This is a genomic window from Endozoicomonas arenosclerae (assembly GCF_001562015.1).
Taxonomy (GTDB): domain Bacteria; phylum Pseudomonadota; class Gammaproteobacteria; order Pseudomonadales; family Endozoicomonadaceae; genus Endozoicomonas_A; species Endozoicomonas_A arenosclerae.
The window spans coordinates 33,897-47,068 of record NZ_LASA01000136.1 but is presented as its reverse complement, the minus strand read 5'-3'; the positions used below and the strand labels follow the sequence as shown (position 1 = coordinate 47,068).

The 13,172-nt window shown below is 47.4% G+C and carries 12 protein-coding genes; 7 read left to right on the top strand and 5 right to left on the bottom strand.

Annotated elements, in window-relative coordinates; translation table 11 throughout:
• On the bottom strand, window positions 1-265 hold a 265-nt coding region (locus WG89_RS29585; protein WP_172806880.1), incomplete at its 3' end, for a transposase.
• 508 nt (window positions 266-773) lie between these two features.
• On the opposite strand from WG89_RS29585, the gene WG89_RS20950 reads away from it, so the two are divergent.
• From WG89_RS20950 to WG89_RS20940, 3 genes are all read left to right on the top strand, one after another.
• The gene (locus tag WG89_RS20950) at window positions 774-2,216 is read left to right on the top strand and encodes a TrkH family potassium uptake protein (RefSeq protein ID WP_062269469.1); all 1,443 of its coding nucleotides are present in this window, start codon (window positions 774-776) and stop codon (window positions 2,214-2,216) included.
• Between the two features lie 306 nt (window positions 2,217-2,522).
• Entirely contained in the window at window positions 2,523-4,328 is a 1,806-nt protein-coding gene (locus tag WG89_RS20945) for an AMP-dependent synthetase/ligase (RefSeq protein ID WP_062269467.1), read from the top strand.
• Between the two features lie 282 nt (window positions 4,329-4,610).
• Window positions 4,611-5,120, top strand: a complete 510-nt coding sequence (locus WG89_RS20940) for a phosphoribosyltransferase (RefSeq protein ID WP_062269465.1) — start codon at window positions 4,611-4,613, stop codon at window positions 5,118-5,120.
• Between the two features lie 34 nt (window positions 5,121-5,154).
• On the opposite strand, the gene WG89_RS20935 is transcribed toward WG89_RS20940, so the two are convergent.
• The 3 genes from WG89_RS20935 to WG89_RS20925 all read right to left on the bottom strand — a co-directional run bounded on the left by WG89_RS20935 (window position 5,155) and on the right by WG89_RS20925 (window position 7,418).
• A complete protein-coding gene (locus WG89_RS20935; protein WP_172806879.1) occupies window positions 5,155-5,397 on the bottom strand; it encodes a hypothetical protein in 243 nt (80 codons plus the stop codon).
• A gap of 86 nt (window positions 5,398-5,483) precedes the next feature.
• The gene (locus tag WG89_RS20930) at window positions 5,484-6,086 is read right to left on the bottom strand and encodes a TetR/AcrR family transcriptional regulator (protein ID WP_245662949.1); all 603 of its coding nucleotides are present in this window, start codon (window positions 6,084-6,086) and stop codon (window positions 5,484-5,486) included.
• 453 nt (window positions 6,087-6,539) lie between these two features.
• Window positions 6,540-7,418: an SDR family NAD(P)-dependent oxidoreductase gene (locus WG89_RS20925; RefSeq protein WP_062269461.1), complete on the bottom strand. Its 879-nt coding sequence runs from the start codon at window positions 7,416-7,418 to the stop codon at window positions 6,540-6,542.
• Between the two features lie 265 nt (window positions 7,419-7,683).
• Here WG89_RS20925 and WG89_RS20920 point away from each other — a divergent pair, with 265 nt between their 5' ends.
• The 4 genes from WG89_RS20920 to WG89_RS20905 all read left to right on the top strand — a co-directional run bounded on the left by WG89_RS20920 (window position 7,684) and on the right by WG89_RS20905 (window position 12,048).
• Window positions 7,684-8,991 (top strand): cytochrome P450, encoded by a 1,308-nt coding sequence (locus WG89_RS20920; RefSeq protein WP_079253958.1) that lies wholly within the window; start codon window positions 7,684-7,686, stop codon window positions 8,989-8,991.
• 153 nt (window positions 8,992-9,144) lie between these two features.
• On the top strand, window positions 9,145-10,182 hold the full coding sequence (locus WG89_RS20915) for a Rieske 2Fe-2S domain-containing protein (protein WP_062269460.1): 1,038 nt from the start codon (window positions 9,145-9,147) through the stop codon (window positions 10,180-10,182).
• Between the two features lie 39 nt (window positions 10,183-10,221).
• Window positions 10,222-11,007, top strand: coding sequence for an acetoacetate decarboxylase family protein (locus WG89_RS20910; RefSeq protein ID WP_062269458.1), 786 nt, complete (start codon window positions 10,222-10,224; stop codon window positions 11,005-11,007).
• Between the two features lie 120 nt (window positions 11,008-11,127).
• Window positions 11,128-12,048 (top strand): hypothetical protein, encoded by a 921-nt coding sequence (locus tag WG89_RS20905; protein ID WP_062269456.1) that lies wholly within the window; start codon window positions 11,128-11,130, stop codon window positions 12,046-12,048.
• Between the two features lie 19 nt (window positions 12,049-12,067).
• Here WG89_RS20905 and aroC read toward each other — a convergent pair whose 3' ends face one another.
• Window positions 12,068-13,162: a chorismate synthase gene (aroC, locus tag WG89_RS20900; RefSeq protein WP_062269454.1), complete on the bottom strand. Its 1,095-nt coding sequence runs from the start codon at window positions 13,160-13,162 to the stop codon at window positions 12,068-12,070.
• Between the last annotated feature and the right edge of the window lie 10 nt (window positions 13,163-13,172).

Genomic DNA, 13,172 nt, shown 5'->3' with positions numbered 1-13,172 from the left:
AAAGATTGAGTGACATCAGGTGCAGACAGCTTACCCACACTTTCAAAGGCTTATGGTGTCCTGAAAAAACAGAAAGTGTCAGGTCATCAAAACGACGCTGACATTCTTTACAAGAATATCTCTGTCTGTCAGGCTGTGAATCGTCCTTGCCTTGGCGGGTTATGTCTGAGCTGGCACAGTGTGGGCATTTCACCCCGTCAGGCCAGCGAATCTGGCGTATCTGTTCAAAGCACTTGGCGTTGTCGAGGAGGTCATAAAGTTTCATGACACTTTTGTACAAGAAAACGTCTTCTATTCATAGTCAAATAACTCGTCCTCAACCAGCTCCCCAGAATCCATTAAGAGCCTCTCGGGTTAGGCATGAACCAACGCCTGATCGCGTACGACAACGAGCGTGCATTTGGGCTAGGTTATGACTTTGCCACTAAAAGGAATGTTAAAAAAAATGTAAGGACCTCACAGAAAAATTATCAGAATTACTTTCTTAAGAAGCTCTGTCTGATCTCTGACGAAGTGAGGGAAAATCTGCTACAACTTTCTAGAGAGGATGATCCTGCCGAGACGTTGGAAAATCATATTCAGGCTGTCGACTTTGATTCTTTCACCCTTGCCCCACATATGACCTCACTCCACAGGGCCATATTCAAGCAACGAATACTAAATGCTTTGAAACACTTCGAGCAGTGCCCATCTCTCTCAAGTATTAACCCTTAATTACTTCAAACGGTTTAAGTGCAATAGTTTGAGGTTTTACTGATTAAACTGAAGTCATCATGAATGTACGCCCCGTTCTGTTTGTCATAGGCCTGTTCCTGATGGTGCTGTCAGTACTTATGCTACTGCCGGCTCTGTATGATCTGGTGACAGGTGCAGACGGTGTTTATGCCTTTGCTTTATCCGCATTGATCACATTGCTGGCTGGAGCCCCCCTGTTTTATTTCTGTCGCCTTAAGGTGTTCAGCCTGAAACCCCGCCAGATATTCCTGCTGACTAACTGCTCCTGGTTTACGCTCAGCGCCTTTGCGGCACTGCCTCTGTATATCGAACTGAATATCAGTTACACCGATGCCTTTTTTGAAACCATGTCAGGTATCACTACCACAGGCTCAACGGTTCTGAGTGGCCTTGACCAAATGAACACGGGCATCCTGCTTTGGCGCTCCCTGCTTCAGTGGCTGGGGGGTATTGGCTTTATTGTACTGGCTGTTGCAGTACTGCCTTTTCTGAAGGTAGGTGGGATGAGATTGTTCCAGAGTGAATCATCTGACTGGTCAGACAAAGCCATGCCTCGTTCAGGCAGTATCGCTAAACGCATCGTCTTTATTTATCTGGGCCTGACAGTCTTCTGTGCCTACCTCTACTTTCTGGGTGGTATGAATGGCTTTGAAGCCATCAACCATGCCATGACCACCCTTTCTACGGGTGGCTACTCAACCTCTGACAGCTCCATGGCCCACTTTCAGAACCCTTTCATTCACTGGGTGGCAACAGTGTTCATGATCATGGGCTCACTGCCGTTTGTCCTGTTTGTTAAATTCCTCAGAGGTGATCCCCACTCATTGCTCAAAGATAATCAGGTTCAGGCTTTTCTCAACTTCCTGTTTATCCTTTGGGGGCTTTTCACCCTATGGCTGTTTATGAACAGTGATTATTCACTGTTTAAATCCTTGACCCTGGTCGCTTTTAATACCGTTTCTGTCATCACCACAACAGGCTATGCATTGACGGATTACACACTATGGGGAGGCTTTGCAGCTACGCTGTTTCTTTGTCTTACCGTTATTGGCGGCTGCTCCGGCTCTACAGCGGGCGGGATCAAGATTTTTCGTTTCCAGATTGGAGCCCGCCTGCTGGGGATACAGCTGAAGCAACTGGCTCATCCAAGAGCCTGCTTTGTACAAAGCTATAACGGTCAGCAAATCACCAGCGACATCCTCAGATCCCTGATCGCTTTTTGTTTCTTCTTCGCTCTTCTGACTACAACTCTAACGTTGTTGCTCAGCCTTTTGGGGCTTGATCTTGTCACCAGCTTAAGCGGTGCCGCGACGGCTGTAGCGAATGTAGGACCCGGACTGGGTGATGTGATTGGACCCGCAGGTAACTTTGCCTCACTGCCTGACACAGCCAAGTGGCTGCTCAGTGTCGGTATGCTGATGGGAAGACTGGAAGTTATAACCGTTCTGGTCCTGTTTACACCGGCATTCTGGCAGGATTAGGAGACATATCTTTATGTCTACGAAGTGGGCGTCACAGCCCACCAGTCAATACTCAATCTCAAAAACTGCAAAGCCTAAAAGCCCAGCATACAAACTGTTACAAAAAAGACCCGCACTCGCCTCCGTAACTGATGTAAATCAAATAGTATTTATTCCCACTCCTGTAGTATTCTTCGCCGCCAACGATAGCATTGAAAGCAGGCTTCAATCTGTTTGATGCTTACACCAGATCAGCCATAAGCAGAAAGTGTCGTTTTTCAAAAACTGTGAAACCAGACACTTCCAAAAGATGTATATTGCTTGCCAATGAATGATAATCCTCCGTCGCACCTTATCAGCCTGATTCGTCAGCGCACTTATAATAACGCCAGTCAAACGGCTATCCGTTTTTCCGCCCATCATCAATGGCAATCCATGAATTGGCAGCAGTTCGGAGAAAAGATCGACCAGGTCTCCCGCGCCCTGCTGACCGACAAGCTTCCTGTTCAAAGCAACATCGGCATCTGGTCACAGAATCTGCCTGAGTGGACTATTGCCGACCTGGGCACACTGCAAACTCGCTGCGTAACGGTGCCTATCTACCCGACCAGCACTGCGGAACAGGCTCGCTACATTATTGAAGACGCCGAAATCTCTATTCTGTTTGTCGGTGAACAGGAACAGTTTGATGGTGCTCTGGAACTGCTGGAAAAATGTGAGAATCTGAAAAAGGTGATCGTACTGGATCCCCTGACAGATCTGAAAGGTTGTAAACAAGCCCAATATTTCAGTGATTTCCTGAACAGTGCCCCTGAAGAGTGTGAGCTTCTGAAAGAACGACTGGACAGTCAGTCTCTCGATGATCTGTACACACTGATCTACACCTCAGGTACTACAGGTCAGCCTAAAGGGGTCATGCTGGACTACACCAGTATCGGCGCGTCCTTTGAATCCCATGATCATCTGATTCACATTGATCACACCGACGTATCCATAGCGTTCCTGCCCCTGAGCCATATTTTTGAAAGGGCCTGGAGCTATTACGTGCTAACCCGTGGTGCGGTGAACTGCTACCTGAAAGACCCAACAAAAATTGCAGAAGTCCTGCCTACGTTGAAGCCTACTGTCGTCTGTGCAGTTCCACGTTTCTACGAGAAGATCTACACCGGTGTAAACACCATGATTCAAAAAGGATCACCGGTTAAGCGGGCCATCTTCAAAATGGCCATGAAGGTCGGTCTCAGCACTATGGAGCTGAAGCGTCAGGGCAAAACCGTTCCGGGATACCTGGAAAGCCTCAATCAACTGGCTGACAAACTGGTCTTCGCAAAGATCAAGGAAAAGCTGGGTGGACGTATTCGCTTTATGCCTTGTGGTGGAGCACGTCTTGATGACGAGATTAATCGCTTCTTCCATGCCCTGGGTATCAATGTCAAAGTGGGTTACGGCATGACCGAAACGACCGCAACGGTCACCTGTTTCAGGGATACTGGCTACCAGTTCGGCAGCTGTGGCACACCTCTTCCCGGTATTCAGGTGAAAATCGGACAGGAAGGAGAAATCCTGGTCAAAGGCCAGACAGTCATGCGTGGCTACTATAAAAAGCCTGAAGAAACTGCGAAAACCTTTGATGCGGATGGTTGGTTGAAAACCGGCGATGCCGGTCTGATTGACGAAACCGGTCAGCTGCGAATTACTGAGCGCATCAAAGAACTGATGAAAACGTCCAACGGCAAATACATTGCTCCTCAGTACATTGAGGGCACTATCGGCAAAGATCAGTTTATCGAGCAGATTGCCATTGTCGCAGACGCCAAAAACTACGTTTCAGCTCTGATTGTACCGGCCTTTGAAGCGCTGGAAGAATACGCCAGGAGCATCAATCTGAAGTATGAAAGCAAAATGGACCTGATCCGCAATGCGGACATCCAGGCTATGTTCCAGGACCGGCTGGATCATATTCAGGGAGAACTGGCTCGATTCGAACAGGTCAAGAAATTCACCTTGCTGCCCCGTGAATTCTCGATCGAAATGGGCGAAATTACACCTACCCTGAAACTGCGTAGAAAGATCATCATGGAGCGTTTCCGCAAGGAGATTGAATCCATGTATAAGCCTGCCACGTCACACTAAGCATCTACAGCAGGCCACTCCTGATGAATGGCCTGACTACAAATTAGTGCAGTTATACCCCATACCGTTCACACTGAGCCTGTCGAAGTGCATTACCAGCATCCTTCGACAAGCTCAGGATTAACGGAGTAAGTATGTCCATATACGCGTGGCAAAACGAGAATAGACAGCTCGGCCTCCTAGAGTTGCAGCGGAAAGCCCTACTTGCTTCAACAGTACCAAGTCGCCTATTCTTCGCCGCTTCTGATTTTAGCCTTCATCCACCTAAAGGTTTACGTGCTCATGGAGCAATATAATTTCACCTATAACGACATCCATAACACCATTCGCGCCGCTGCCGAGAAGATCAAAGCGTCCGGATTCGAACCTGACTACCTGCTGGCTATTGGTGGCGGCGGTTTGATTCCTGCGCGTATCATGCGTACTTACATCAACAAACCTATCCTGACAGTTTCCCTGACCCGTTACAGTGATGAGGTGGGTACAGCGCCATCCGATACTCCTATCAAGCTGCAATGGCTGGAGCCTGACACTAACCTGGATGGCAAGAAAGTATTGGTCGTTGATGAAGTGGATGACGAGCGAACCACTCTGGAATTCACCCTGAACCATCTGTTCGAAAAACACGCAGAAACCGAGTTTGCCGCTTTTGTTGTGCACAATAAGCTCAAAGAGAAGAAAGGCATTCTGCCAGAGAAACTGAGCCATTTCTTTACCGGTGAAGATATCCACGACTACTGGATTAACTACGCCTGGGATGCAGAAGACATCGATCAATTCGGCAAAAAGTAATCACCAGGAGCCGGATGCAATGATCCGGCTTTACCTACCCTTTCGCCTCAGAAAACAAAGCTCCTGCCACTGAACCCAACAGTTTTCTTTGAACAGACAGACTCTCTTCACTCAATGCCGATTGGCCGGACAATTTTTCTAATGCCTGTGCAGAAGAGAAGTACCCGGTACTGATATTGAAGAGCGTGACAATGGCCAGTATCACTTCCAGCTCGGATGCCTCTTTTTGTAAACCAAGATAAAGAACATAGGAATGTTTTTTTGAATAGCTCATCATTCATCCTGAACAATGAAACAAAAACAATCCTTGTACTTAACAGCCAGAGGCTAAGGAAAGTTTTTTAAAAATAAAGAATGAGTTAATTATTTCAACATGCTTTCAAGCATAAACTTCAACAAACAATCGTAATTGGATGAAATGTCATAAGACTCATCGTTCAACCAGTTAACCATCATGGCATTGATCATACCTACGGTAATTTCGGCGCAAAACCCGGTATCAAGATCCGGCTTGAGATCATCCAGATTATTTTCATAGAGTGTACGAAAACAATCATTCATAAAGTTCAGCTGATTCGCACTTTGGGTCCGGTTATTGGAAAGATTAATAATCATATAATCGATCATCTCTCTTTCAACCCTGTCCGCCTGAGCAATATTGCTCTGCATTTCATTAAAGATATACTTCAGACAGGCTTCCAGGCCTTTACAGTTCGCCAGTGCGCCTTCAACGTTCAACCGTGTTCTCAGCAACAAGTCTGACTGACAGATTTGTATGAGTAAGTCATGCCTTGAAGGGTAATAATTATAAAAAGTCTTCTTGGCTATATCTGCCCTTTCACAGATGTCCTCGATCGTTGTGCCTTCAATGCCGTGCAGCCTGATCAGTTCAACTGTTTCCTGACAGATCTTTTCCCTGACGGCTTGTTTTTTTCGCTCACGACGACCAATGGGTTGTGCAGTCAATGATAAAACCTCTTGATGTCTGCCTGCTTCTTATCAGAAAGCTCTAGAGCCATGTCTTCTTTCAGTGCGACCTGAAATCAATCACTCAACAGCCTGCTAATCGTGCCAGTTTGGCTTGATTGTACCGATCTGTCCGCTAATTTCCATGTCCAATCCGTTTAGTCTCCAGGAATCAGCTGAATAGTTTCTGGCAAATTCCTGGTCAACCATAAATCTTCTAGCGTTAATCCCAAGGTTTCCAGCATCATTTCCTGCAAGAAGGTTTCATGGAAGAGAATGTCTCGAAATCCTGAGTGTCTTGAATAAGTTTTGAGGAATCAGTTCACAAAAAAACGATTCAGTGCACAAATATCAGGCAATATTTTCTTTATCCGGATCTTAAGAAAGGCTGCCACGCTGAGTGGCAGCCAGAATCAGAAGACTAAATCCTTCTTTGAGCTCTCAACGGATTTCTCAAAGAACGTCAGGCGGTGTTGGATTCTCGGCGTTCAAAATCCACTCTGTCCTCTGTCGGAATGCAGCTTTTGATTTTTCACTGGTAGGCGCTATCCAGAACTTGTCTTCTCTCAGCTCTTTCAGGGCGAATTCTGCCACTTCTGCCGGCTCAGTTGTTTCCAGCGTTCTGCCATACTCCGCCATCATCGCTTTCATATCATCAACCGAAGTAATCCCTGAGTCTGGCTTATCAGGGTCTATAGGCAGATCTTCAGGGCGATTACGCTCTGAATTAAAAATACCACTATTCACTACATGAGGCCCGGGGAACAAGGCACTGACCTTGACCGGTGACTGAGACATCAGACACTGGAAGTACAGGTTTTCAGTAATGGCCTGAACAGCTGCTTTCGTTGCTGTGTAAATAGGCGTGTTAGGCATCATTAAGAAGGCACCATTGCCTGAACCCGTAACAACAAAGTGAGCTTCCTGATTCTGCTCAACCAGCCTGGGCATAAAGGCATTGATCGTATGAATAACCCCCCAGGTATTCACACGGAAGCCCCACTCCCAGTCATTCACGTCGTAATCCCACATCATTCCGCCCTCACCCGTGCCCACACCGGCATTGGCAAAAACAAGATGAATGGCACCGTATTGTTCCAGTGTTGCATCGGCTAATGCTTTCATGGAGTCGCCATCGGTGACATCCGCTTTCTGGCCATAACATTCGTAACCAGACGCCTTCAAATCTGTAATAACATTATCCAGCGCTGTGGTTTCAATGTCTGAAACCACAACCTTCGCACCTTCTTTTGCCAACAGGGTAGCCAAAGCCCGCCCTACACCACTGGCACCACCGGTCACTACAGCGACTTTGCCTTTGAAGTCTTTCATTTTTCTTATTCTCCGCAGCTCTACCTAAAAGCCACTACAGGAGCCTATTTCGAGTCAGGCTCTTGAGAGGCCATGGATTCCAGAAGCATCCGTTGCCTTCAAACAAGGTGACAGAAGACCAACTAGATACTTGATTAAAAAGTTACACCATTGTATAAATTTTCACAATGGTTACATCAAGCCATCTGCAAAACAGATTTTTAGCCCCTGATGCAGTGGAAAAAATCTGCACTCGATAACAACAATAATGATGCGGAGAACGAGTATGGAGCTGGTAGAAGACGCGGTTGAAACAGTCAGTGTAGATATCCGCAAAATATCATCAGACGCACCAAAAGAAGCCCTTCCACCCATTGAGGAAGTATTCAATCCTCACTCCAAGGAGTATTGTGATAACCCGATTCCACAATGCATGGAGCTGAAAAAAAGAGGTCGACTGGTCTGGTACCCCCCCTGGCAATCCTGGATCATGACCCAGATCCCCGACATTCTTGACTGCTGGCGTACTGAATACCTTTCTTCCGATTTCTACGACTGGGAGTTTGCCCCACAACGTCCGCCAGAGAGTGAATGGACCAATTTCGAGCGGGCCATGATCGGCCATAGTCTGGTGGCTGACAAAGATCATCATCGCCTGATCCGGAAAGTTTCTTCACCAGCCTTCTCCAGAAATGTCGTTGATGCGATTGAGAAAAGAATTGAACCGGATGTCGTCAAACTCTTTGATGATCTGGGTGAACCAGAAACCTTTGACTATATGGAGAGCATTTCCAATCACATTCCCTTTATTTCCATCACCCGGATGGTGGGCATCCCTGAAAAATACTGGGAAGACTTCAAACCAGTGGTTTCAACCTTCACTGAAGCATGGAATGCGACCATCTCTGAAGAGCGCCGTGAAAAGGCCCGTGAAGACAGTAACCGCGCCATAGACATTATCAAACAGGTCATTGCCGAGCGTCGGGAATCCCCCCAGCAGGATGACTTCCTCAGCGCCCTGATTCAGGTAGAAAAAGAAAACCCTGATTTTCAGGAATGGGACATCATCACTTTGATACTGGCACTTATTGGAGCGGGTGCTGACACAACCCTTGTTGCCCAGCAATGGAGCGTCTATGCACTCATGAAGCATAAAGACCAGGCTTTTGAAGCACTGGAATCTCCGGAATCGTTTGGTAAAGCCTTTACTGAAATCATGCGCTGGGCACAAAACTCCAAAATGGGATTTGCCCGTTACGCACAGGAAGATATGGACGTTCTGGGTCAGCAGGTTAGAAAAGGTCAAATGATTCTGATGATGCCGCACCTGAAAGATTACGACCCTGAGTACTTCGATGAACCTGAAAAGTTTGATATCCACCGCAAGTTTGATCCGGATGTCCTTTTTGGTTACGGCCCTCGATTCTGCATTGGAGCAGCCCTGGCGCGCAGACAGCTTTACCTGACCATGTCTGAATTATTCAAACGATTCCCTGACGCAGAGCTGGCTTACGAGCCCGAAAAAGACGAAACAGATCACAACTCTGTGGCCTTTAAAAAGTTGATGATCAAAACCAACATCAAAAAATCCTGACGAATAGCCATCTGAGCTTTATAGGCCATCAGTGGACAATAAGAATAAACAGCCTTGATCGGCTGAAACGATTTTTCATCACACCTGATATTAAGCAGTCATGAACAAATTAAAAAGTTGATGAAAAATCTTTCAAGATAGAAAGGACATGAGATGAGCAAGCGATACAACAAACCCATACCCTATGGCTGGTATTGCGTTGAACTTTCCAAAAACCTGGAAGCCGGCGACGTCAAACCTCTGAAATATTTTGGTGAAGACCTGGTGCTGTTCAGAACCGAATCCGGTGAAGCCAAAGTACTGGATGCCTACTGTCCACATCTGGGTGCACACCTGGGACACGGCGGCATTGTTAAAGGAGAATCGGTCAGCTGTCCCTTTCATGCGTGGGAATTCGACGGAACCGGCATGCTGCAGGACATCCCTTATTCAAAGCGTATCCCGCCAAAAGTGAAGGGGAAGCCCTGCATTCGAAGCTACCCCGTTCAGGAAAAGAACGAGATGATATGGGCCTGGTATCACCCGGAGGAAGCCGAGCCTCTGTTTGAACTCGAAGTAATGGAAGAGTTTGGCCACCCGGACTGGACGGACATCGACGTTTACGAATGGAAAATCAACTCCATTGTTCAGGAAACCGGAGAAAACGCCGCAGACCTGGCTCACTTTGTCACTGTTCATGACTCCCCTTTCCTGCCTGATGGCAAGGTCACTTATGAAGACCACAAGCGCATAACCATCATGGATAACGAAACCAATGTGATGGACGAGAACGGTGTTGTCGATCGTTCCGGTGAAAACCTCGAGCCTGCCCACCTCTACTCGTTCAATAACGGTCCTGGCCAGACCGGCCAGCGATTCACCCGGATGTTTGAAATCGTCATGATGGGCACTATCACCCCCATTGATGACCAGAGCATTCACATGCGTTTTGTCTTCTCCTTGCCAAAAGCTCAGACCGCTATGAATGTCCTTTATGCCCATGGCGTCCGTGATGAAATTGTTCATCAGGTGAACCAGGACATCCCTATCTGGGAGCACAAAATCTACAAGGAACAACCGATCCTCTGTGAAGGTGATGGTCCTATAGGCCAGTACCGTAAATGGTTTGAGCAATTCTATGTCAAACCGGAAACCACCAGCATTCAGGAAACTGAGTACGCCGAGAAAGAACGTTTGATCGTCAGCCAGTAGTTCTAACCATCCATAAAAAGAAAAACAGAAGGAAAGACAATGAGCTCAGAACAACAAGTCCCTCAGACCAATCCAGGGGAAATCATCAACTGGCCCCTGCTGAAAATAAAATACGACACGGACCCGGCCTGCATCGAGAAACTGTTGCCGCCTGGAATCACTCCCGGAAAAAACCCAACGGTGAATATCACTGTCTATAACTTCCCGGTTCTGAACGAACCGGAATACGGTTATGTCATCAGTGTGGATGCGGATCATGATGGTATTACCGGAGAGTTTACTCTGGCCATCGGTATCGACCAGGAAGCTGCGGTATTTGGCAGTCAGGAGCGCTGGGGTCAGCCGAAGTTTCCGGCTACTACCCAATATTTCCGAATGATGGATCAGGTGACTGCCAAATTAACCCATCAGGGTTACACCTTTCTGGAGTTTTCCGGCAAAGTCACTGGCACCGGTGAAATCCCACCTGAGCATGAAACCAATGAATGGTGGCTGAAGTACTCCCGCTCTGTAGATGTCATGAGCACAGAGTTTGATTACCCCCCCCATGTCGTGCGTGTATACAGCAAGTACGGCACAGCTCATATCGAAGAGCTGGAGTGTGAACTCAAACTCAATGAAAGCCCCTGGGATCCTATTGCCACCCTGTTACCTGTGAAGAGCAAACCAAAAGCCCACTTATGGACACCTGTTTTCCTGGATCGTCGGATTACCCTGGCAGGAAAACTGGATGCCGAAGCCTTCTTCCCTTATGCCGACACCATTGGTGGTTCAAGATGGCCCGGTGAAAGTGGCGGACCCAAGAAAACACTTTATAAGGAGTAATCCATCTCATGAGCCTGCTATTAATGGCAGGCTCTTTACCTCAGAAAACAAATCAAAACTCCTAACCACTTCATATACTGCTATTTTTTGAGGTCTGTAATAACAACAAGGCCTATGGAAATGCAGTATTCCTCCAGACCTCTATGGACAGTCATCGTTTTGCTTTTGCTGATCATTCCGCTGGACAGCTCTGCTGGCTATTGCCCTGTATGCCAATGTGAAACCTCTCCGGCCCCAGGAGACTGCGAGAACCAGCAATGTATTCTTGGCAGTGATGATCCTGAAGAAGAAGAGTCCCGTGAAAATATCCGCAGACGGGTCCAAAGAGATTATCGGAGAACCTGGGGACAGATATTTGATGGCATACTTAGCCAGGTGAGCAATGCCCTGCTGCCTATTCCGCTGCGCAACTGGGAATCAGAACTGGAAAAACTGAGAGTCAAACTCATTAAAAAGCAAAACTGGAATGATATCGGCATTGATATCAACCGTGTGCTCTCAGAGCTGGAATACCAGCAAGCTCATCCTGAAATATACCCTGTACCAGAAGTAGTAGACACTACCCCTCAGCCAGAAAATACTCAGGTGACAGCGCCCGAATGGATTACTGGTATGCAGATATGGTCAACGAATGGTGATCCGAATGAATGCCCTAACCTCGACAATACTGATCAAACGATGCGACGGAGTGGTTATACGGTCAGTACTATCAACCCGAATCAGGGACAGGATGTCATTGAGTTTGTCAAAGAACTATTAAGAGTCTGTAGCCAGAAACTGCTATTAATCTACAGCTTTGGTATTGATGGAGAAAATATGGAACAGTACTACCTGATTGAAGTGGACAGTCAGGGTCAGATTTTCTCATTTGCAGATATAGAGGATCTGGAAGGCGTACAACACTTTAACAACCCGGAAGATTTTGTAGCCGAGAGCATTGTTGACTTTGATCCTGACTCAGGTGACTCAGTGACCATCCATGCCTACTTCCTCGATGAGAGAAGAAGACAAAGAGACTCCAGAGCCCCCGAGCCCAAGTAATGGGCCGGGAACATAATAATTATGCTTGAGCTGGAATAATCGGAGCAGGGCTGACAACATCCGCATTCTGCCCACGGTGGCGCAGCAAGTGATCCATCAGGGTTATCGCCATCATCGCTTCTGCTATAGGTACTGCACGGATGCCTACACAGGGATCGTGGCGACCTTTGGTCACTACCTCTACAGGCTCACCGTCCATGTTGATGCTCTTGCCCGGCGAGGTCATACTTGAGGTGGGTTTCAAAGCAATGTGCGCCACAATGTCCTGCCCGGAGCTAATACCACCGAGCACACCACCCGCTGAATTGGACAAAAAGCCTTCCGGTGTCAATTCATCGCGATGCTCTGTTCCTTTCTGAGACACAGACTCAAAGCCGTCACCGATTTCAATGCCTTTTACAGCATTAATGCTCATTAAAGAGTGAGCCAGATCTGCATCCAGACGGTCAAATACAGGCTCACCCAGTCCTGGCATAACACCCGTAGCCATCACGGTCACCTTGGCACCGGTTGAATTACCATCACGACGCAAGTCGTCGATCAGTTGTTCCATAGCGGGCACTTTATCGGCATCAGGGCAGAAGAAAGGATTATTGCGAACTTCGCTCCAATCTATTTTATCAATGCTGATGGTTCCAAGCTGGGAGAGGTAACCTTTGATCTCAATCCCCTGGCTTTCCAGATACTTACGGGCAATAGCGCCTGCAGCCACACGCATGGCTGTTTCACGGGCAGAGGAACGACCACCACCTCGATAGTCACGGAAGCCGTATTTATGGGCGTAAGTGTAATCAGCATGGCCTGGACGGAAACGATCCATAATATTGGAATAATCCTTGGAGCGCTGATCCACATTCTCGATCAGAAGACCAATGGGAGTGCCTGTGGTTTTACCTTCAAAAACCCCTGAAAGGATTTTCACCTGATCCGGTTCACGACGCTGTGTCGTGTATTTGGATGTCCCGGGCTTACGCAGATCCAGATCTTTCTGAAGATCCGCTTCTGTCAATGGAATTCCCGGAGGGCAACCATCCACAATACATCCGAGGGCAATACCATGGGACTCACCAAAGGTAGTGACCTTGAACAATTGGCCTATGCTGTTTCCTGCCATTTTGACTTCC

Bases quoted from the DNA above. Each gene is read 5' to 3' on its own strand.
- WG89_RS20915 (WP_062269460.1), top strand. From the start codon at position 9,145: ATGAGCAAGCGATACAACAAACCCATACCCTATGGCTGGTATTGCGTT.
- WG89_RS20910 (WP_062269458.1), top strand. From the start codon at position 10,222: ATGAGCTCAGAACAACAAGTCCCTCAGACCAATCCAGGGGAAATCATC.
- WG89_RS20950 (WP_062269469.1), top strand. From the start codon at position 774: ATGAATGTACGCCCCGTTCTGTTTGTCATAGGCCTGTTCCTGATGGTG.
- WG89_RS20925 (WP_062269461.1), bottom strand. From the start codon at position 7,418: ATGAAAGACTTCAAAGGCAAAGTCGCTGTAGTGACCGGTGGTGCCAGT.
- WG89_RS20920 (WP_079253958.1), top strand. From the start codon at position 7,684: ATGGAGCTGGTAGAAGACGCGGTTGAAACAGTCAGTGTAGATATCCGC.
- WG89_RS20945 (WP_062269467.1), top strand. From the start codon at position 2,523: ATGAATGATAATCCTCCGTCGCACCTTATCAGCCTGATTCGTCAGCGC.
- WG89_RS20905 (WP_062269456.1), top strand. From the start codon at position 11,128: ATGCAGTATTCCTCCAGACCTCTATGGACAGTCATCGTTTTGCTTTTG.
- WG89_RS20940 (WP_062269465.1), top strand. From the start codon at position 4,611: ATGGAGCAATATAATTTCACCTATAACGACATCCATAACACCATTCGC.
- aroC (WP_062269454.1), bottom strand. From the start codon at position 13,162: ATGGCAGGAAACAGCATAGGCCAATTGTTCAAGGTCACTACCTTTGGT.
- WG89_RS20935 (WP_172806879.1), bottom strand. From the start codon at position 5,397: ATGATGAGCTATTCAAAAAAACATTCCTATGTTCTTTATCTTGGTTTA.